The sequence below is a fragment of the Acetobacter aceti NBRC 14818 genome (assembly GCF_000193495.2).
GTDB lineage: Bacteria > Pseudomonadota > Alphaproteobacteria > Acetobacterales > Acetobacteraceae > Acetobacter > Acetobacter aceti.
Window position 1 is genome coordinate 1,567,690 of record NZ_AP023410.1, and the last position, 20,417, is coordinate 1,588,106.

General features: G+C 55.3%; 16 protein-coding genes, 1 tRNA gene and 2 pseudogenes. 11 read left to right on the forward strand and 8 right to left on the reverse strand.

From position 1 onward, the window contains the following. Positions 1–8: 8 nt before the first annotated feature. From EMQ_RS07090 to EMQ_RS07100, 3 genes are all read left to right on the forward strand, one after another. Positions 9–1,274: a M16 family metallopeptidase gene (locus EMQ_RS07090; RefSeq protein WP_010667257.1), complete on the forward strand. Its 1,266-nt coding sequence runs from the start codon at positions 9–11 to the stop codon at positions 1,272–1,274. Beyond that, positions 1,271–2,629, forward strand: coding sequence for a TldD/PmbA family protein (locus EMQ_RS07095; protein WP_010667258.1), 1,359 nt, complete (start codon positions 1,271–1,273; stop codon positions 2,627–2,629). The genes EMQ_RS07090 and EMQ_RS07095 overlap by 4 nt, the downstream gene beginning before the upstream one ends. A gap of 88 nt (positions 2,630–2,717) precedes the next feature. Then, on the forward strand, positions 2,718–3,656 hold the full coding sequence (locus EMQ_RS07100) for a Tim44 domain-containing protein (RefSeq protein ID WP_010667259.1): 939 nt from the start codon (positions 2,718–2,720) through the stop codon (positions 3,654–3,656). A gap of 320 nt (positions 3,657–3,976) precedes the next feature. Here EMQ_RS07100 and EMQ_RS07105 read toward each other — a convergent pair whose 3' ends face one another. The 6 genes and pseudogenes from EMQ_RS07105 to gmk all read right to left on the reverse strand — a co-directional run bounded on the left by EMQ_RS07105 (position 3,977) and on the right by gmk (position 10,777). Then, a complete protein-coding gene (locus EMQ_RS07105) occupies positions 3,977–5,047 on the reverse strand; it encodes an acyltransferase family protein (protein ID WP_048874231.1) in 1,071 nt (356 codons plus the stop codon). 306 nt (positions 5,048–5,353) lie between these two features. Continuing rightward, positions 5,354–5,437: pseudogene (locus tag EMQ_RS07110) on the reverse strand (IS5/IS1182 family transposase); the annotation flags it as partial. Positions 5,438–5,782: 345 nt separating this feature from the next. Continuing rightward, on the reverse strand, positions 5,783–6,772 hold the full coding sequence (gene cbiB, locus EMQ_RS07115; RefSeq protein ID WP_010668993.1) for an adenosylcobinamide-phosphate synthase CbiB: 990 nt from the start codon (positions 6,770–6,772) through the stop codon (positions 5,783–5,785). A gap of 294 nt (positions 6,773–7,066) precedes the next feature. Then, positions 7,067–8,266, reverse strand: coding sequence for an iron-containing alcohol dehydrogenase (locus EMQ_RS07120; protein ID WP_018308253.1), 1,200 nt, complete (start codon positions 8,264–8,266; stop codon positions 7,067–7,069). A 415-nt stretch (positions 8,267–8,681) separates the two neighbouring features. Next, positions 8,682–10,118: a D-glycero-beta-D-manno-heptose-7-phosphate kinase gene (gene rfaE1, locus EMQ_RS07125; RefSeq protein WP_010668858.1), complete on the reverse strand. Its 1,437-nt coding sequence runs from the start codon at positions 10,116–10,118 to the stop codon at positions 8,682–8,684. A gap of 8 nt (positions 10,119–10,126) precedes the next feature. Then, positions 10,127–10,777, reverse strand: coding sequence for a guanylate kinase (gene gmk / locus EMQ_RS07130; RefSeq protein ID WP_018308252.1), 651 nt, complete (start codon positions 10,775–10,777; stop codon positions 10,127–10,129). Positions 10,778–10,875: 98 nt separating this feature from the next. On the opposite strand from gmk, the gene EMQ_RS07135 reads away from it, so the two are divergent. The 5 genes from EMQ_RS07135 to EMQ_RS07155 all read left to right on the forward strand — a co-directional run bounded on the left by EMQ_RS07135 (position 10,876) and on the right by EMQ_RS07155 (position 15,401). Next, complete coding sequence (locus EMQ_RS07135; RefSeq protein ID WP_010668911.1) at positions 10,876–11,715, forward strand: SDR family NAD(P)-dependent oxidoreductase; 840 nt, start codon at positions 10,876–10,878, stop codon at positions 11,713–11,715. A gap of 46 nt (positions 11,716–11,761) precedes the next feature. Continuing rightward, the gene (locus tag EMQ_RS07140) at positions 11,762–13,111 is read left to right on the forward strand and encodes a purine-cytosine permease family protein (RefSeq protein WP_010668912.1); all 1,350 of its coding nucleotides are present in this window, start codon (positions 11,762–11,764) and stop codon (positions 13,109–13,111) included. 167 nt (positions 13,112–13,278) lie between these two features. Continuing rightward, a complete protein-coding gene (locus EMQ_RS07145) occupies positions 13,279–13,842 on the forward strand; it encodes a hypothetical protein (protein WP_010668913.1) in 564 nt (187 codons plus the stop codon). Positions 13,843–13,945: 103 nt separating this feature from the next. After that, positions 13,946–14,037: transfer RNA gene (locus EMQ_RS07150), tRNA-Ser, on the forward strand. Between the two features lie 155 nt (positions 14,038–14,192). Next, positions 14,193–15,401, forward strand: coding sequence for a tyrosine-type recombinase/integrase (locus EMQ_RS07155; protein ID WP_018308250.1), 1,209 nt, complete (start codon positions 14,193–14,195; stop codon positions 15,399–15,401). 87 nt (positions 15,402–15,488) lie between these two features. On the opposite strand, the gene EMQ_RS17145 is transcribed toward EMQ_RS07155, so the two are convergent. Further along, positions 15,489–15,743, reverse strand: coding sequence for a helix-turn-helix transcriptional regulator (locus tag EMQ_RS17145; protein ID WP_010668950.1), 255 nt, complete (start codon positions 15,741–15,743; stop codon positions 15,489–15,491). Between the two features lie 481 nt (positions 15,744–16,224). Here EMQ_RS17145 and EMQ_RS07165 point away from each other — a divergent pair. The 3 genes and pseudogenes from EMQ_RS07165 to EMQ_RS07175 all read left to right on the forward strand — a co-directional run. Next, positions 16,225–16,890: pseudogene (locus tag EMQ_RS07165) on the forward strand (IS5/IS1182 family transposase); the annotation flags it as partial. Between the two features lie 367 nt (positions 16,891–17,257). Then, a complete protein-coding gene (locus EMQ_RS07170) occupies positions 17,258–18,337 on the forward strand; it encodes an IS5 family transposase (protein ID WP_018308246.1) in 1,080 nt (359 codons plus the stop codon). A gap of 220 nt (positions 18,338–18,557) precedes the next feature. Next, positions 18,558–18,920, forward strand: a complete 363-nt coding sequence (locus EMQ_RS07175; protein WP_231367979.1) for a transposase — start codon at positions 18,558–18,560, stop codon at positions 18,918–18,920. A 14-nt stretch (positions 18,921–18,934) separates the two neighbouring features. Here the strand turns inward: EMQ_RS07175 and EMQ_RS07180 are convergent, their stop codons facing one another. After that, a complete protein-coding gene (locus tag EMQ_RS07180) occupies positions 18,935–20,374 on the reverse strand; it encodes a CoA transferase (RefSeq protein WP_010668792.1) in 1,440 nt (479 codons plus the stop codon). Positions 20,375–20,417 lie beyond the last annotated feature (43 nt).

The window sequence follows — 20,417 nt, forward strand, 5'->3', positions numbered from 1 at the left end:
GGACGCTCATGACCGATCCCATTCAGCAGACACGCCTTCCCTCCGGCCTGACGGTCGTCACAGAACGCATGGACCGCGTCGAAACCGTGTCATTTGGCGCTTATGTCGCCACCGGCACGCGCAATGAGCGCCCCGAAGAGAACGGTGTTTCCCACTTTCTCGAACATATGGCGTTCAAGGGAACGGCCACCCGCTCGGCGGCCCGGATTGCCGAAGAGATCGAGAATGTCGGCGGCCACATCAACGCCTACACGGCCCGCGAGCAGACGGCGTATTACGTCAAGCTGCTCAAGGAAGACCTGCCGCTTGGCGTCGATATCATTGGCGACATCCTGACGCATTCGACCTTCCTGCCGGAAGAAGTCGAGCGTGAGCGTGGTGTGATCCTTCAGGAGATCGGTCAGGCGAACGACACGCCGGACGACATCATCTTCGACCATTTTCAGGAAACGGCGTTCACCGGCCAGCCGATGGGCATGCCGACGCTTGGTCCGGAAGGGCTGATCCGTGAGATGAGTCGTGAGACGCTGATGTCCTACATGCGGACGCATTACACGACGCAGAACATGGTCGTCGCGGCAGCCGGCAACCTGCATCATGATGATGTGGTGGAGCGGGTCAGCCGTCACTTCGCCGATCTGCCGACGGAAACCGTCCCGGATCGTATACCCGGTCGTTATACAGGTGGTGAGTTCCGTCTCCCCAAGGAACTGGATCAGGCGCACATCCTGCTCGGTTTCCCGAGCATCCGTTATGGTGGCCCGGATTATCATGCGGCGCTGCTACTCTCGACGCTGCTCGGCGGCGGTATGTCATCGCGACTGTTTCAGGAAATCCGTGAGAAGCGCGGACTGGTCTATTCGGTCTACTCCTTCACCACGCCGTTCCTTGATGGTGGCCTGTTCGGGATTTACGCGGGAACGGGTGGCGAAGAAGCCCGTGAACTGATTCCGGTGACACTGGCTGAACTTCAGAAAGTGCAGCAGTCGGTCGGTATGGACGAACTGTCCCGCGCCCGAGCGCAGCTGAAATCCTCGCTGCTCATGTCACTGGAAAGCACCGGCAGCCGTTGCGAGCAGATCGCGCGTCAGCTTCAGATATTCGGCCGCCTGATCCCGATCGCCGAAACGGTCGCCAAGATTGATGCGGTGACACCTGCTGATATCTGCCGGGTGGCTGCAAAGATTTTCAGTGGTCAGCCGACACTGGCCTCCATCGGCCCGATTGATGGCGTGATGACGCTCGACACCCTGCAAGGACGACTGGCTGCATGACAGACTCTACGCCTACTCAGGCTCCTCTCGATCTTGCCTGCGAGCTTGCCGAACTGGCCCGGAAGAAAGGGGCCGACGCGGCGGATGCAATCTGTGTCGGTAGCACGTCGCTCGGTGTCAGCGTCAGAAATGGCGTAACGGACGAACTGGAACGCTCCGAGACGACCGATCTTGGCCTGCGGGTTTTTGTCGGCAAGCGTTCCGCCATTATCTCCACCTCAACGCTGGACAGAGGCCGTTTCGACGGACTGGTCGATCAGGCGCTGGCGATGGCGCATGTCCTGCCGGAAGATGGTTATGCCGGGCTGCCGGAAGGTATTCCGCTGATTGGTCGCCTGACCGAGAACAGTCTCGATCTCGTGGATACGACCGAGCCGACTGCTGAAGAACTTCTGGCTCGCGCGCGCACCACGGAGGAAGCGGGGCATGCCGTTAAAGGCGTGACGAATTCCGCAGGGGCCAGCGCCACATGGGGCCGCAGCCTTGTCGCACTGGCAAGCTCGGCGGGTGTTGCTGGCTACTATGAACGCACACGCAACTCCGTATCCATGAGTGCGCTTGCCGGTCAGGGCACGGGCATGCAGCGGGACTGGGATTTCCATTCCACGGTTTATCTGTCGGATCTGGAAGATTCTGCGGTGATTGGCGAAAAAGCCGGTCGCAATGCGGTAGCGCGGCTCAATCCGACGCAGCCTCGTACCGGCACCATGCCGGTGGTCTATGCGCCGCGTGTGTCCAATGGACTGCTCGGTCATCTGACGGGGGCGATCAATGGTGCTGCGATTGCACGTGGCACCTCGTTCCTGAAAGAGAAAATGGGGCAGCGGGTTTTCGCGCCCGGCATTCGGGTGCTGGATGACCCACACAGAAAGCGTGGTCTGCGCTCCAAACCTTTCGATGGTGAGTGCGTGGCGTGCGAGCCTCTGGAACTTGTCGCGGACGGTGTGTTGCAGCATTGGCTGCTCGACTGCCGCAGTGCCCGTCAGCTTGGTCTCACCACCAATGGACGGGCAAGTCGGGGCACATCCTCGCCTCCGTCTCCCGGCGTTTCCAACCTGTATTTTGCGCCCGGATCGGTGTCGCCTGCCGAATTGATCGCGGATATTGCGGAAGGTGTGTATGTCACCGAGATGATGGGCTCGTCGATCAACGGTCTGACCGGCGATTACAGTCGCGGTGCATCCGGCTTCATGATCCGCAACGGACAACTGGCTGAACCGATTGCGGAATTCACAGTTGCCGGCAATCTTCTGGACATGTTTGGCCGTCTACAAGTGGCGGACGATCTCTCTTTCCGGTTTGGTTCCGACGCACCGACAATCCGTATCGACGCCATGAGCATCGCTGGAAACTGAGACAGATCTCAATCGTTTATACCAGGTATCGCGGACTTTCTCATGCGTTACCCACCCCTGACTTACCGGAGACTGACCCCTGACCCTCATGAAGACTCGCCCCGTTCTGACGACAGCGGTAGTTCTTGCGCTTTCCCTCGCGTCATTCGCAGGCATTGCGGATGCACGGCCGGGCAATGGCGGCTCCATGGGAAGCCGCGGTAGCCGGACGTGGTCCGCACCGGCACCAACCCGGACTTCGCCCTACGGTGCAGCACCGATGGAACGGTCTATCGCCCCACAGCAGCAAGCTCCAGCCTACGAACGCAACACATACGGTGCGCCTGCCTACAATAACGGCATGATGCGTCCTCCGTCGCGCCATCCGTTTCTGACCGGGTTTGCTGGCGGTCTGCTGGGCGCCGGACTGTTTGGTCTGATGTCAGGCCATGGCCTGATGGGCGGTGTTCACGGATTCTTCGGGTTTATCGGACTGCTGATCCAGATTGCTCTGGGCATTTTCCTCGTGCGCTGGCTGTTTGGTCTCTTCATGCGCAGACAGGGTGGCAGCACATCCGGTGGTAACGGCGGGTTTGTCCCCACGGGCACTGCCCGACAGCCTGCTCAGGGCAATCAGCGCACTGTTCAGATCGGACCACAGGATTACCAGGCTTTCCAGCAGCTTCTTCTGAATGTGCAGGCCGCATGGAGCCAGCAGAACATTCCGGCTCTGCAGGGCATGGCGACTCCCGAAATGGTCAGCTACTTCAATCAGGAACTGGCGGGACTGGCGAGCCGTGGCGAACGGAATGTCGTGTCCGACGTCCGTTTTCTTCAGGGCGATCTGTCTGAGGCCTGGTCGGAAAACGGCTATGACTATGCCACAGTGGCGCTGCGTTACAGTCTGATTGATCTGACAACGGACATGATGGGGCGTGTGGTCAGCGGCAGTTCCGCCGATCCGGTGACGGTGACGGAACTCTGGACATTTGTGCGTCCGTCTTCAGGCGGGGGTTGGCTGCTCTCGGCTATCCAGCAGACCCGTTGAGACAGGCTAGTTTCTGCTACAGGTATTTCCTCTCCTGAGAAATGGAGAGGAAATACCTTATACAATCTCTACTGAAACGATTTTTTCGGAGAGTGCCAATGTCGGCGCATAGGCGCTGGAACGATGTCAGAATGTGCTACTGACATCCTGAAGGCAGAGGTCTCACGAGGCTTTAGTCGTGTATCCTTTACAGACACTCCAACCTCATTGATCCCGATGACCTGTTAACTCAAATATCTGCGCAGGCCTATCGATGCGTTCCAGACGGTGAATTCTGCCTTCTGAAAGTATCCGGAGATTGCCACGATCTCATGTGGCACCTACTTTGCTGGTGTGTCCTTGCCGAAGAGGCGGACTTTCCGTCCCATGAGAATAAAGGGTTTTTCGACAAACTCGTACGTCAGGCACGACACCAGAAGCGTCATCAGAATGGAGAAGTGCACGATCCAGTTGCCTGCGTCATAGGACTGGTCGATGTGGAACAGGTACACCAGAAACATGCAGACCGGGAAATGCACCAGATAAATACTGTAGGACAGTTTTCCCAGCATGAAGAAGATCGGGTTTCCCATGACCTTGTCGACAAAGGCAGCTTTATCCATGAACGCTATGGCAACAGTGGTAAACAGCACCGAGACCAGATAGATCGGTACCGGATGAAATGGCGGCGGCAGACAGATCGTTGAGACAGCAATCGTGAAAATACCGAACGTACAGAGGGCTTCAGCAACATCCTCTCTGACCGGCAGGCGTTTTACGACGTCCATGACGAGAACCATAATGCCCATGCTCAGTAAAAGCCGAAACATTCCGGTGCTTATACCGTGAAATACCGGATCTTTATTCCCTGCAACACGAAAGCCGTGCCACTCTGCGACAAAAAGAAAAAACACAAATACAGCATAGAATAATGGACGGCAGAACACCGCAAGAAGCACAACCAGTGACCCCAGATAGAACTCCAGAGAGATAGACCAGGACGGCAGATTGATGGAAAAGGACTTGGATGTGACAAGAGACTGGATCATCAGATAATTGCTGATCAGGTCACGTTTTACATTATTACTGAAATAGGATGGGACGCCGTGTGCCATTCCGTAGAAAATACCTACCACCACAGACAACATGACAAAATGGAGAGGATATAGCCGGAGAAAACGGGACCAGTAAAAGTTGACGGCTTCCCGGATATTCACGCAGGAATATTTTTCATCATAGGATTTTATAAGAACATAGGCGGACAGGGCAAAAAACACATCAACGGCAAAAGGGGCATTGGTAATCAGTGAGCGTCCGGATTGCCAGCCTATCATGAGACCGAATGTGTGCTGATAGGCGACAGCAAGAGCCAGTAGTCCCCGAATTCCTTCGAGACCTCGTATTCTTTTCACATTCCCACCCTTTGTTGACAGACCTGTTTCCTTTCTCGTTGCCTTCAAAAGGAAAGTTTCTGGCTTTCATGCTTTATGGCTGTGTTGATGGCAATAGTATTCCCGGAGATTGTCCGGGATCAGTCAGGCGACATTGCCGTTAATTACTGTTATCTGGTTGCTGGTGAAAACAGCGGCGAACAAGGGAAAACGCTATCATCCAGCGTCCTGAAGAACGTTATGCACTTTAGCATGAGAAGGTTCACTGCGTTTCCGGGCCTGAAGCCTGCGAAAGCGATCATGTGCATTGCAGCAAGTGCATTCCTAATCCTTGACCAGCCTTCTGCATCGCGTGGCCCATGCGAAAGACCGTTCCACAATCCAGCGAGAGGGTAGCAGCACGAAACCCCGTTTTATCCTGAGGCAGCCTGATGATTTCGATAGTCATATCATGCTTTTTTGCGACATTGGCTGCTTTTGTTCTGGTATAGCCCTGACTTCAACCCGAACGCGATGGTCCTCTCAAAATTCAAGGCCCATCTGCGCCGCTGGATATGAACCAGATTGAGAAGAAAACGCTCTATTTTTTCATAGATATTGAACCGCATTTCGACAATGCCGAGATCATAAATTCTACCAATGGGTACGTTATTGTCTGGTGAAAGAGTATGCCGTTTCAGGCAACATGTAGAGGAAAAATTTTCCAAGAAAATACTTCTTCTGAAATTTTTGTGTTTTTATTATTATAAACAGCTTTTAGTTTCTTATTGGATTTGCGTTTTGTGTTCTCGAATTATGTGTGTTTCTAAAAATAATATAAAAAGTGAGGCATTGAATGGTACACGCCGCACGATACAGCTTCAATGCCCTGCGAATATCCGCAGGCGTCGCTTCCTGACGCCCCTTTCCAATCCAGGGCACATTGGCAACTTCGCCATTGTAAAGACGTGGTCCACCAATCGACAGGCCGAGTGCTCCGGCCATCGCCGCTTCTGGCCAGCCTGCATTCGGTGAACGGTGATGGCGGGCATCGCGCCTGATGGTGTGGAGGGCTGCTTTCCAGTCCTGTCCGGTGAAAAACGCAGCAGAGACAATCCAGAATGCAGAAAGGCGGGATGCGGGCAGGTTGATGAGGTCATCCAGCCGGGCGGCTGTCTTGCCAAACGCTTCATAGCGCTCGTTGCGATGGCCGATCATGCTGTCAGCCGTATTCACGGCTTTATAAAATACGGTGCCCGGCAGTCCACCGAGCGCACACCAAAAAGCAGGGGCGACAATGCCGTCGGAGAAGTTTTCCGCGAGCGTCTCAATGGTGGCGCGACAGATGGCGGCTTCATCGAGCGCGCTGGTGTCACGACCGACAATCATGGAAACGGCCTGACGTCCCGCCGACAAGCCCTTGTTTTCCAGCGCCTGTGCGACAGCTTCAACATGCTCATGCAGGGAGCGTTGCGCCAGACAGCAGCTTGCCAAAAGACCGCACGCTATAGGTGAGTGGCGAACATTCCTTGAAACCAGAGCCGCGAGGGCAACGGGTACCGCAGTGAAAAGGCCGGTAGCGAAGGCTCCGGCAGCAATTCTTTTTCGACGTGAAAAAGTTTGATGATTCAGGTGGCGTTCGAGCGTCGAGATCAGCGCTCCTTGCCACATGACGGGATGCCGGATGGCGGAATAGAGCCATTTGGGATAGCCGAACAGCCCTTCAGTCAGGGTGGCTATGAATGCAGTGCGAGGAAAAAACGACATAGCTGCATTCTATCCCAAGTAAAAACGCGGGTTTGGCGAAAATGGAAAGTGGGTTTTTACGGCATTTCGCCTGATTGCGAAACGCTGTCCTTGTGTAGCACTTCCGTCCCCATTGCCTGTGGAGATCTGTACCCGCTATCCACAGGGTTGTTCACACAACCATCCTCAGAATCTGTGGATAAGGACGAAAGCGGCCCTTACCGGGTCCCATCATTCTTGAGGAGGTATGTTTCGTTCTCCTTGCCCTGCGTGTGACACGTCGGAGCGTCAGCACGCAGGACATTGAAACTGACTCTAGAAAGGCGTCACATCCTCCAGTCGCCCACGGACGGCGGCCCGATAGATCGCAGCATACTGTTCGGCGTTCAGTGGCAGGGCATTGGTCTCGGAAGAGGAAATGTCGGCGACCGCCTGTTGCCCAACCCATTCAGCATCGTTTTCGGTCAGGCTGACAGCATGCAGGTTATGCGGCACATTCAGGTTGTTGCGGAGCGACAGGATCCAGCTTTCCACCGCATTAAAGCCTGTTCCATCCAGATCAAGCATACGGGCCAGACGGTTCATCTGCGGTTCAATGGCGTTCCGGTTGGCGCGCATCACGTAGGGCAGGAGGATGGCGTTCAGGAGGCCGTGAAGGGTCCCGAAGCGCGCTCCAATCGGGTGCGCCAGAGCATGTACGCCGCCGAGTCCTTTCTGGAACGCGACCGCAGCCATGGCCGACGCTGTCAGCATGCCGGATCGTGCAGACAGATCGCTTCCGTCCGCAAACGCTTTGGGTAGGTGTTGCGCAATAAGGCAGATGCCTTCCAGCGCAATGCCCTCCGACATGGGGTGGAAGAGAGGTGAACAGAGCGCTTCGATATGATGCACCAGTGCGTCCATGCCCGTCATGGCGGTCAGGCCGGGAGGAAGGCCGACGGTCAGATCAGGATCAAGCAGAACACAGAAGGCCAGCAGTTCGGCGTGGGTGATGACTTTCTTGATATGCAGGTCCGTGTCCACGAGCACGGCTTCACGGCTCAATTCCGAACCTGTGCCTGCGGTTGTGGGAATGACAATCAGGGGTGGCAGTTCGGATTTCGGATAATCGGCCAGTGTCGGATACTGAGCCATGGCCTGCGACCATTCGAACTGTTCAAGATAGGTGGGATTTTGGGAGGCAAGAGCAATGCCCTTGGCGGCGTCAATGGCGCTGCCGCCTCCGATGGCGATGATAGAATCGTGACTGCCTTTTTGGAAAAAATTTGCGCCATTTCTGGCTTCATCCAGTGAGGGATTGGCGCGAATGTCGCTGAAGATGACGAGGTCCGGGCAACGGGCGCGCAGTGTTGCTGTGAGCTTTTCAAACCAGGGAAGGGCCCGCACTCCCGGATCTGTCACGATAAGCGGGCGTTTCCGTCCGGCTTTGCCGCACCATGCCACAGCCTCAGCGGAACAGCCTGAAGCCAGAAGAATGTTGGTGGGATATCCCCAGTAAGCGATTTGCTCGGACATTTGGGTGCTCTCCAGACTGTGCTGTTTGGACGAATTAATGCACCCGGTTTGCTGGTTGTAAAATCGTAATAATCGAACCTTACATTGATCGCTGGAGATTATTGGGACGGGTCTGAAAGTGCGTCTCCAGAGTTAAAACATGCAAATTAGATATATGTTTTAAAGCGCGTTTATGGCGCATTTTTCTGATAAAAAATGGTTATTTTGCCCGATTTGGCGATTTCCCACAGGAAATGGGTTTGAAATTCAGCCGTGGCCTTTGGGGGAATTTTCGGTGAAATAATCAGATGGCCGTATCAGGCCCACTTCACGCGCAATCAGAGCGACATATCATGATCGCACAGCGATTCAGTCACAGGGTGGGAAGCGCTCATCCGTGATTGGTCAGGAATGCTTTTACGGAAAAATAAAGAAACTATTCCGCCGCCAGAATGCGCCCGATCGTGGCAGTGGTCGAATGGCCAGCCTGTAGGTCAGCAAGGAATAAACGGCCACCATTGTCGGTAATTTCTCTCGCTCCGACGACATCTTCAGGTTTGTAGTCGGAGCCTTTCACCAGCACATCCGGCATGAGGGCCAGAAGCGTTTCAAGCGGCGTATCCTCGGAAAACGACACAACGGCATCGACATAACGGACGGCCGCCATCACGGCGGCACGGCTGGCAAGGGTGTTGACCGGTCGTGTTTCGCCCTTGAGGCGCCGAATGCTGTCATCGTCATTCAATGCGACGATCAGCCGGTCACACTCCGCACGGGCCGCCGCCAGAAGGCTGATATGACCCGGATGCAGAATATCGAAGCAGCCATTGGTGAAACCGACCGTCAGGCCCTGTGCCTGCCATTCCTGAACCTGTCGTTTGGCTTCGTTTAGAGTCAGCAGATGTGGCGAATCAATGGACGAGTTCTGGGCCTGCAATTCGCGGGTCACTTCGCCGATGTCGGCGGTCGCCGTGCCCAGTTTGCCGACAACGACACCGGCGGCGGCGTTGGCGACGCGCATGGACTGGCCAAACGACATGCCGGACCCGACAGCAAGCGCCATTGTGGCGATCACGGTGTCACCAGCGCCGGAGACGTCAAAGACTTCTCGTGCGCGGGCGGGAACAGCTTCGGCTTCTCCGTGTGCCGGAACCAGCATCATGCCTTTTTCCGAACGGGTAGCGAGAATCACATCCGCCTCGGCTTCCGCCATCACCTTGCGGGCGGCGCGTTCGACGCTCGCATCATCCGTGCCGGAAATGCCGGAAGCGGCGACCAGTTCTTTCGCGTTGGGCGTAATGCAGGTTGCGCCGCGATAATGCCGGAAATCGGAGGTTTTCGGGTCAACGAAGACGGGAATGTTCCGCAGGCGTGCTTCCCCAATCAGATGCCGGACGACCATGCTGTCGCAAACACCCTTGCCGTAATCGGAAAGAATGACGACATCGGCCTCTTCCAGTCGTGCATCGATAGCGCGGCAGAGCAGTTCGGCTTCCTCGGGTTGCAGCTTCTGCCGACTTTCCTCGTCAGCTCTCACGACCTGCTGGTGGGAGGCGATGAAGCGGGTCTTGCAGATGGTCGGGCGCTTGGGGCTGGTGACCAGCATTTCGGAAACACCGGTGCGGAGACGCAGCGCGTCGCGGAGAATGACAGCGGCCTCGTCTTCACCGACCAGCCCGATCAGGATGGCCTGACCACCGAGAGAGATGATGTTGCTGGCGACGTTGCCCGCACCGCCCGGCATTTCCTTCCGTTCTTTCAGCAGCAGGACCGGGACCGGCGCTTCCGGTGAAATCCGTTCCATCTCGCCATAGACGAACCGGTCGAGCATGACGTCGCCGACACAGAGAACGGTGATGTTCGAGAAATCCATGATGCGCGTCAGCCCCAGAAGCTGGCGACAAAATCCGCCAGACCGGTCTGGCGTGTGGTGCGGAGACGGGCGGCGTTCAGCACGGCCTGTGTTTCCGCAATGGCGCGGTCGAGCTCCGCGTTGACGATCACATGGTCGAATTCTTCCCAGTGGGAAATTTCGTCGAGCGCCGCGTCCATGCGTTTTTTGATTTCTTCCGGCGCGTCCGATGCGCGACCTGTCAGGCGGCGTTCCAGTTCGGCGAGGGAAGGGGGCAGGACGAAAAGACTCACCACATCATCGGGCAGTGCAGCCCGGATCTGGCGATGCCCCTGCCAGTCGATGTCGAACACCATATCCTGTCCCGCGGCGAGAGCAGCTTCCACCGGAGCGCGTGGCGTGCCGTAACCGCGCCCGAACACGGAGGCCCATTCCAGCAGTTCTCCCTGATCGGCCATTTCCATGAACTTTTCCATGGTGCGGAAATGATAATGGATGCCGTCCGTCTCACCGGGACGCGGGGCGCGGGTGGTGATGGAGACGGAGTGTTTCAGACGGGGATCGGCGGCGCGCAAGGCGTTGGCGATGGTGGATTTTCCAGCGCCGGACGGGGCGGAAATGACAAGGCAGACGCCTCGCCGCGTGATGGGCGACGGGACGGTCGTTCCGGTGCGTGTCATATCGGCGTTCGTGCCTCCCTGCCGTATCGAGCGTTTCTCCCGATTGTTTCGGGAGGACGGTTGCGACCTTTTAGCAGCAGGTTCTTAATGGGGCGACTATGAAACAGGATTCTCTTCTCATCACGGGAGCCGCTTCGGGGCTTGGCCGTGGTTTCGCCCTGCGTGTCGCCCGTCCGGGCATTACGCTCCATCTCATTGATTGCAACGAAAATCGGCTGAAAGACACGGCTTCCCGCACGGAAGCATTGGGTGCGCGGGTCTTCATGCACGCGCTGGATGTTACGGATGCTCCGGCGATGCGAAGCGTAATTGAAGATATCGGCGCGTCAGGTGAATCGCTTGATGTGGTTCTGGCCTGCGCGGGGATCACCGGCGGGGTCCATGATCAGCCCGGTGAAAAAGGAGCGCCGTCCGAATCTGAGTATCAGGTGCGCCGCATGGTGGACGTCAACGTAAACGGCGTTCTCAACACCATTTTTCCCGCTATTGACGTGATACGTCGTCAGCCTGTGGCATCCGATGGCTTCCGTGGCCGGATCGCGGCGATTTCCTCCATTGCCGGGCTGGTCTCCTTTCCCGGCACGCCGTCCTATTGCGCGACCAAGGCGGCGGTTGATCGCTTCATGGTGGCGACGGGCGGCAATCTGAAGCAGGATGGTATTCTGCTCAGTTCGGTGGTCTGTGGTTTCATCAACACACCGATGGTGGCGACGAATGAATTTGCGATGCCGGGTCTCGTGCAGACGGCCGATGCTGTCGAGCGGATCATGGCGGGTCTGGAAAAGAACAAGCGCCGGATCACGTTCCCTCGCTGGATCGCTATGGGATCGCGCCTGATGGATCTGCTGCCGATTGGGCTCTCGGAACCGTATTATCTGAATCAGCCGACAGGCGCTGCGGGCAGTATGCCTGTGGTGGAAAAGCCTTCAGGCAGATAGCTGATTTCAACATCGTTCATGGTGTCATTGTGTTTGGAGTGTGAGGATGGCGTCTGAACCGTCGGGCCTGATGGAAGACCTTTCGGCGGCATCTGTCTGTCAGCCCGTGCCCGCAGCCCGCAAGACGATGGCGATGGACCGGGTTTTCTGGAGTCATTTCTCACCGAATCTTGGTCCCGGCGGCTGGGTCACCGGCGCGTTGCTGGTCAGTCTTGGACTGGATTCCAGGATGGGTTTTCTGGCCATTCTGCTGGGGAATTTCGTCGGTGCCCTGCCTGTCGCGTTGGCGGCGGCGATTGGTCCGGCGACGGGTCTGACGCAGATGGAGGCCTCCCGCATGGCGCTGGGCACGATTGGTGTCCGGCCGCCTTCCTTTCTGAACTGGATCTACTGCGTCGGCTGGGATGCCGTGAACAATGTGCCAGCTGCGGCGGCGCTGGTCAGTCTGTTGATGCTGGCTGGTGTGCCGACGCCGTTCTGGCTGGCGCTGGGTGTACTGGCGTCCATCCAGATGGTGGCGTCCATCTATGGGCATCACGTTGTGCAGGCGTTGCAGAAATATCTCGGCGGCATGTTGCTGGTCGTGTTTGCGATCATCGGCGTGACGTTTGCAGTGAGGGGCGGCGGCGTCGTGCAGGCGGCGCATCCGGTTGGTCTGGCGACGTTTCTGTTGGCGGTCGGGATTCTGGTCAGTTTCAATCTGTCCTGGGCCACCTATTCATCGGATTATACCCGCTATCTACCCGCGAATTCCGATCCGAAGCAGGTGGTTGTGCTGGCTCTGTTAGGGCTGCTGCTGTCGGCTGTGCCGTTCCAGATCCTTGGTCTACTCACTGCGGCGAGCATCGCCGAGCCATCCCCGACGGCAGTGATTGCCAGTTTGCAGCATGCCATGGGGCCGCTTGGACCACTGGCGCTGGCGGCGATTGCCCTGTCGTCAATTGCCGGGAACTCGTTCAACGATAATACGGCCAGTTACAGCCTGATTTCGGCTGGGATCCATGTGCCACGTGTCGCGGCAGCGATCATCACGGCCAGTCTGGGCTATGTGCTGGCAGTTGTCGGAGCTGGCCAGTATGCGACGCTCTATACGGATTATCTGCTGGTCACGATGTACTGGATCGCACCATGGTGCGGTATCGTTCTGGCGGACTGGTATCTCACGGGCGGTCATTCGGCAGCGCGGGCTGTATACGGTCAGGTGTTGCGGCCGCCTGCCGGGTGGAAGCGTGGGGCGACGATCTTTGTTGTGACTTCGGTGCTGACGGTGCTGCTGTTTTCCACCAGTTCGCTCTACACGGGACCGGTTGCGCGCTGGCTTGGAGGGGCAGATATCGGATACTATGTCGGATTTCTTGTCGCCGGCTGGTGGTATGCGGCGGGACGCGAAAAGTAGGTCAGGCTACGTATTTGCGCTGGCGCGGGTTTTATCATCAGCGATTTTGACAATGACGCATCCGTGCCATGATCGCTCAATAAGGTTCTGTTATGTTGGTGCGGACGTCATGTCTCGAAGCATGGCTATCGCTGCAAGCTGAAGCTTACAGGAAGAGATGGAACGTGATGAAACGACGCTATTCGCTCAAGACAATTGGGGCTGTTTTTCTGCTGTCGGCTGCGGTTGGACTCTCTGCCAGCACGGGGGCAAAGGCTCAACAGGTCTATTCAAGCCAGCCACAGGATAGCCAGCAATCAGGCAATTTTCAGCAGCCTCCAGCACCGGACGCGGCGCAACTGGCGGCAATGCGCAAGGATGTTCAGGTCGCTGCCTCATATCAGTTGCCGGATGATTTCCTGCCACGGATGACCACGACCTTGCAGGCGCTGCAGGATGCGGGTTTGCAGCCTCCTCCTCCGGAGGGTCATATCTCTCTGGATGACACGATCAAGCGCGTTGAATCAGTGCCGGGCATTGAGCCGGTCCTGAAGTCACAGGGGTTTACGGCCCGTCAGTTTGTCATGGGTCTTACATCCTTCGGCATTACCTATGCTGTGACGTCGCATGCGGCTGATGCCAAGGATGCTCCCCGACTTAACCCGCATAACGTGTCCCTTCTGCAAAAGAATCCTGATGCTGTAAGGGCATTACTGCAGCAGATGGGGAACCAGCCTACCCAGCCGCAATGACGACAGGGCTAAGGATGTTTTTATGACATCCCCCGGGCCATCCAGAATTGACTGCCGATAGAGAACAAGGTAGTTTCCGCCGCAACGCACTGTCTCAGTGCCTGGAGGGGTGGCCGAGAGGCTGAAGGCGGCGGTTTGCTAAACCGTTATACGCTTAACAGCGTATCGTGGGTTCGAATCCCATCCCCTCCGCCAGTTGATATATCCCATAGCAGTCTATAGCGTTTCAAGCACAGAAAGGCTGGCAGTTTTCTGCCACTTATGTGCTCTATGACGCGCTGTGATGTTCCTTCAAGCTCATGCATTGTGGGGGTAGATATGGGGGTATCATTTCTGGTGTTGGGGTATCAATGCTGACAGACGTTCAGCTGCGTCGCCTCGCACCCCGAGAAAAGCCATACAAGCTCGCCGATACAGGCGGACTGTTCATTCTGGTCCAGAAAAATGGCTCGCGTCTGTGGCGCATGAAGTATCGCTTTGGTGGTCGGGAAAAGCTGCTCGCTTTTGGCGCTTACCCTGAGGTGACGCTTGCAGCGGCCCGTGACGCCCGTGATCAGGCACGCGCGGAGCTGCGGGCGGGCCGTGATCCATCTCTGACCCGTCGTCAGAGACAAGCGCAAGCCAGGCGCACTGATAGACAGCTGCAGCATGTCGGCGAAATGTGGATTCAGACTCAATCTGCCCGGTGGACACCCCGACACAGTGAAGACGTTCGAACGAGTCTTCAGCGTCTGATCTGGCCGCATCTGGGGCACATCGACTTGGACGATATCACTGCTCCGATGGTCCTTGAGGCAATCAGGAAAATTGAAGCTGGGCGTGCGAAGGAAACGGCGCGCCGGATCAGACAGAGATTAAGTGCAATTTTTCTGTTCGGTATCGCGCATGGGCTGGGTTCTCATGATCCCGCCGCCGTTATCAAAGGCGCTCTGGCTCCTCTGAAGAAAGGACGGCAACCTGCCCTCATTGATCTTGATGCGCTAAGACAGCTCTTCCAGGACGTCGAAGCCATCCCGGCCCATCCGGTTACACTTCTGGCGATGCGTTTTCTGGCTTTGACTGCTGTGCGTCCCGGTGAAGTACATGCAATGGCCTGGCATGAGGTGTCTGCGGACAGAACCACCTGGGTCATTCCAGCAGAGCGCATGAAGATGCGGCGTGAGCACGTTGTTCCCTTATCGCGTCAGGCACGGGACATTCTTGATGCGGTCTCTACGCTGACGGGCAGAGGCCCTCTTGTTTTTCCTAATGCGCGGTGGGCCCATCGCCCGATGAGCGAAAACGCTCTCGGTTATCTTCTGCAGCGGGCAGGCTACGCTGGCAGACAGGTGCCACATGGTTTTCGTGCTTCGTTTTCGTCCATCATGAACGAGCATTATCCGCAGGACAGAGCTGTCATTGATCTTATGCTGGCACACTCAAATCAAAACAGAGTTGAAGCCGCGTATAACCGGGCTCTGCATATGGAACGTCGGCAGGAGCTGGCTCAGATATGGGCCGATCTTCTGATGTCAGACGCAGCCGACGCCGTGACACTTCTACAACACAGAAAACGGTGAGGTCGGTGATCGTCGTATCGAGTAAATTCTTCCATTCATTTCACTCTACACATGAGTCATGAGTTATTCTGTTTTATATTCAACAGTTTAGTGTTTTTTCTGCTCGTGCGTCTTTTCAATCCATTCATTAATGCTGCTTTCGCTCCATCTCACCATACGTGTGCTCAACCTGTGCGTCGCCGCGGGAAATTTTCCCAGCTTAATCCTTTTGCGTATGTGAGACGCCGACATAGACACGCGTTCGCACACCTGAGCAATTGTCAGAAGATTTTCTGCCATCATTACCTCCGAGAAAACATATACTCCAATAATTACTTTAAAAATTAGAGTATATCGAGGCATATCGCCTCTGATGCGAATGGTATATCTCGAAAAAACGTGACTTAAAACAATAAAATATTTTTATCTGTACAAATATAGAAAAAACTCCTGATAATCAGCAAAAAATAGTGCCTAATTCTTCGGTTTGTTGCCAAAATTGTGTATTAATATGTATATTTTCATATATTATCGACTTGAAACGTGAATATATGCGGCTTAGCAATTTCCAACCCTTGAACTTAAAAATAACATTCGCTCATATTTTTAATATAAATATGAAAAGGAGAAAAAATTACTCAATATGTTCAAATAAACAATAAAATAAATTGAATTTATCCGATATTACTCTAATGCGATAATGAATATTCTAATTTTATTTCAATTATTTATTTACTTCAAATAAAAAGGCATAAATTCAAATGATGTAAAAATAATCACTTTCTGCGCGAATCGGATTCGAATCGAGAGGACGCGTCTTCTCCACAAACATGATCATCGCCCGTATCTGTCGATGTCAGGCCAGATTCTGGCTGCAACATTGGTAGCAGCCCCAAAGTAGCGCAATACTAACGATGAAAAGGCGGATCTGCGGGAAGGATGGATCCGACGGATCCCACAGGGACAGGCAGGACAAGCCTCCAAGCTGTCCCACAAGGACCGTCATGCGCGCTGGACGTTGAAGTTCACGAAAGCGAAACGAAAGGAGGACGGGAGTATGCCCGCAACAGACTTGGCCATCCCGTTCTTTGGCTACAAATCTCATATTTCCATCGACCGGAAGTTTCGTCTGCTCCGCAAATGGAAGACGACAGATGCCGCCGCCAGTGATGGTGCGCGATTGAGAGAAGGCTTGCTTGATAAAACCAATACAGCCTCAATACTCTGGGCAAACACAGTCTCCCGTTCAAAAGCCAATGAGGACTTCATGGAAAAGCAAAGCTTTGTCTAAAAAATCCATCGCAAGAAGCTGCATCTCAAGCCTATGCCCTGGCACACCCAACGCTCCAATGCCGGAAAGTTCATCATCCGGCCGCATGTCGAGAATGTCTTTGCCGATCAGAAATCACAGACGGGGCTGTTCGTCCGGACTGTAGGCATCGCTCGAGCCACCATCGTCTATAATATGCGCCGCTTTCTCCTCTTGGAGCGGATTAACGCCGCCGCGTAGCAATCCAGAGCATGAAACCCTCTCTCTGTTTAAAACGCAGAGTAAAAATCACCATGCAGAGCCTTCAATACCAGACTATAAGCCCAAAATCAGGCAGAAAGGTCTTCAATCAACGATTCTTCGAACCCGCCACTTGTAATGGTTTTGTGCCGGTCATCTGAGCGTTTTAAGTTCGTATCAGGAGACCGACGAGACCATGAAGCATACTGAAGATTTCAAGCGTTATTTTAAAACTACCGCACTGAAACGTCCGCATCTTCTTTCGGTTAATTCTCTATGCGTCGGAGAGAACCAGAACCACCTGGAGGGTTCGAAAAACCCGTTGGCTGTGATTCCCTACCTTGTGTGATGATTGGGGGGATGGCTCATGAAGCAGCCGGGCTTCTTTGATGTTGAAGAGCGGCTTGCTCGATTGAGCGGGCTTGGTGATCAGCTCGAAGCGTTTTCCCGGACTGTGGATTTTGAAGTGTTCCGCCCTGATCTTGAGAAGGCTCTGGCCTATTCAGACGGCAGCAAAGGCGGACGTCCGCCGTTTGATGCCGTGTTGATGTTCAAAATTCTGGTGATCCAGACGCTGAACAATTTGTCTGATGAGCGGACAGAGTATCTGATCAACGATCGCCTATCCTTCATGCGTTTCCTTGGTCTGGGGCTGTCGGATCGTGTGCCTGACGCCAAAACGGTCTGGCTGTTCCGCGAACGTCTGACACAGGCGGGTGCGATTGAAAGACTGTTTGACCGCTTTGACGCGACCCTGCGCAACGCCGGGTATTTGCCGATGTCGGGCCAGATCCTGGACGCAACGCTGGTGGCTGCTCCAAAGCAGCGCAATACGAATGCCGAGAAGGCAGATCTCCGGGCAGGGCGTATTCCTGAAGATTGGCAGGACAAGCCGTCCAAACTGTCCCACAAGGATCGCCATGCGCGCTGGACGCTGAAGTTCACCAAAGCAAAGCGGCAGGACGATGGAACCATGCCATCGAGTGATCTCGCCATCCCGTTCTTTGGCTACAAATCCCACGTCTCCATCGACCGGAAGTTTCGGTTCATCCGAAAATGGAAAACGACGGATGCCGCCGCCGGTGATGGCGCGCGATTAAGAGAGGGCTTGCTTGATAAAACCAATACAGCCTCAAGCGTCTGGGCGGATACCGCCTATCGCTCAAAAGCCAATGAGGACTTCATGGAAAAGGAAGGCTTTGTCTCGAAGGTTCATAGGAAAAAACCACATCTCAAGCCCATGCCACGGCATATCCAGAAGTCGAATGCTGGAAAGTCGGTGATCCGATCACGCGTCGAGCATGTCTTTGCCGACCAGAAATCACAAACGGGACTGTTCATCCGAACTGTCGGCATCACCCGGGCCACCATGAGGATCGGGCTGGCCAATATCGTCTACAACATGCGCCGCTTCCTCTTCCTGGAGCGGATCAGCGCGAATGCATAGCTATCCAGCGGGTGGCAGCCTTCGATCTGCTCAAAACGCAGATCGAAAGCGACCAAAGAACCGTCAATCAACACGCCAAAAGCCCAAAATCAGAACCAAGGCACATCAATTAACGGTTCTTCGATCCCTCCAGATTGCGGCCCAGCTCGTTTCCATCGATGCCGTCATAGAGGCATTGATCGCTGATGACGCCGTATTGTCCCGCCGACGGCAGGTGCTGATGAGTATTCCCGACCTGGCCGCCATTACGATCTATGCCCTTCTCGCCGACATACCGGAACTGGGCTCGATGGAGGAAGGGCAAGCAGCGGCGCTCGCCGGTCTTGCCCCGATGACACAGCAATCGGGTAAGTGGTCCGGTAGAAGCGCTACCCGTGGTGGTCGTGCCATGCTCCGGCAGGCTCTCTACATGCCAGCCCTCGTCGCCATGCGGTTCAACCCCGATCTCAAGCGCGTCTACGACCGACTCACCGCCAGCGGCAAACATGCCAAAATCGCTATCACCGCCGTTATGCGAAAGCTCGTCATCATCGCCAACGCGCTGCTCCGCGACGATCGGCTCTGGCCCTCAAAAGCCGCTTGATCACAACGGATACTCTAGCTTCTCGGGAGCCACACTGGAGAATCCTCACCCAACCGAGGGGTTACACGGGACCAGCGACAAGGTGTTTCGGACATTTTCAAAACGGGGCCGAGACAACGCAAGTCGCCATAACACGTGCCGGCCTCGTCAACTTCGTATTCACGGAATTCCGACACCGGCATCCCGCCTGGTGCATTATCGTACGCAGTCACAAAACCCTCTCGCTGAAAGAGCATGGCGGACTGGCACAGCGAAACTTGAACGCGATAGCTTCCTCCCTCACGAGCCCTTCGAGCCAACGCCAGCATCGCACCAAAACTGCCTAGTCGACCGGCCGCGTAATCGCACATATAGACCGGCGTCAGTTGCGGTTGACCGCAATTGGTTCCAAGCCCCTGTGTGTGGCACATTCCTGTAACCGCCTGTGCAACCTGATCCCACCCCGCGCGGTTGCCGAACGGACCACCAGATCCAAAACAATTGACCGAAACGTGAATAAGTCCCGGCCTTATCCCAATAAGATCTTGCCAGCCAAAACCATGAGCCGAAAGTCGTCCGGGTCTGTAACCATCGATAACAATATCGGCTTCACTGACTAGATCGCGAAGACGAGCAGCGTCATTATGCTTGGTAAAGTCCAGGAAGCAACTGCGCTTACCGTGACTTGTATCTCTGACGAATTCTGGAACCTGCGGAAGCTGTGCAGCCGTCACCATAAGATCGTCAGCACCGAACTCGGTCAGGCTCAGACCACATGTCGGTCCAGCCAGAATGCGTGTGAGATCAAGGACGCGGACACCGGATAAAGGCATATCGCCCGGCCTCAACTTTTCCTTTACGCTCTCCCCTGCTTTCGTGATCTCGACCACGGGTCTGTCCGCCAAGTAAGCTCCCTGAGGGTGGGCAAGCCACTCTTCGGCTGTCCGAACCATACCTCCGCAAGCCCCTGCCGCCGCGATAGCGTCCTCCAAATCCTGTGCGTTCCAGTTCCTGATCGCCGCACTGATTGATTCTGGCGTGCTTTCACACTTCAGCAGATCGAGAACGCGGCGTTCAAGGTGTGGCAAGTTTGTATGTGGCAGAAACCACTTCCTATCCGTCGTCGGCCACGGTTGCGTCAGCGATACCATATGCTTCATGGAGTCGGAGCCGGGGAGAACGTTGTAAACGCCGCTTTCTTCACGCCGGAAAGTACATCCACTGCTCTTCACGGTCGAGGCAGCGGCGCTCACAGATATGCCGACCGATTGACGACGACCCGTCTTCAACTCCCATAGATCATTAGCAGCAACACCACAGGCTGCGAAAATCTGCGCCATGGTCTCCCCAACTCGGTAAGGAGTCTCGAACAGTGGGTCCTGCCCTTTAATCGTCACCTCTTCCGGACTCAAAGTGGAGCCGTCGCGAATTGCCATCAACTCGGAAAACGCTCTGTATGCTTTTTTCTGCATCATTAGATCCTAATTATTCTTCGATGTGCGACCAGAAAGTTTCGTT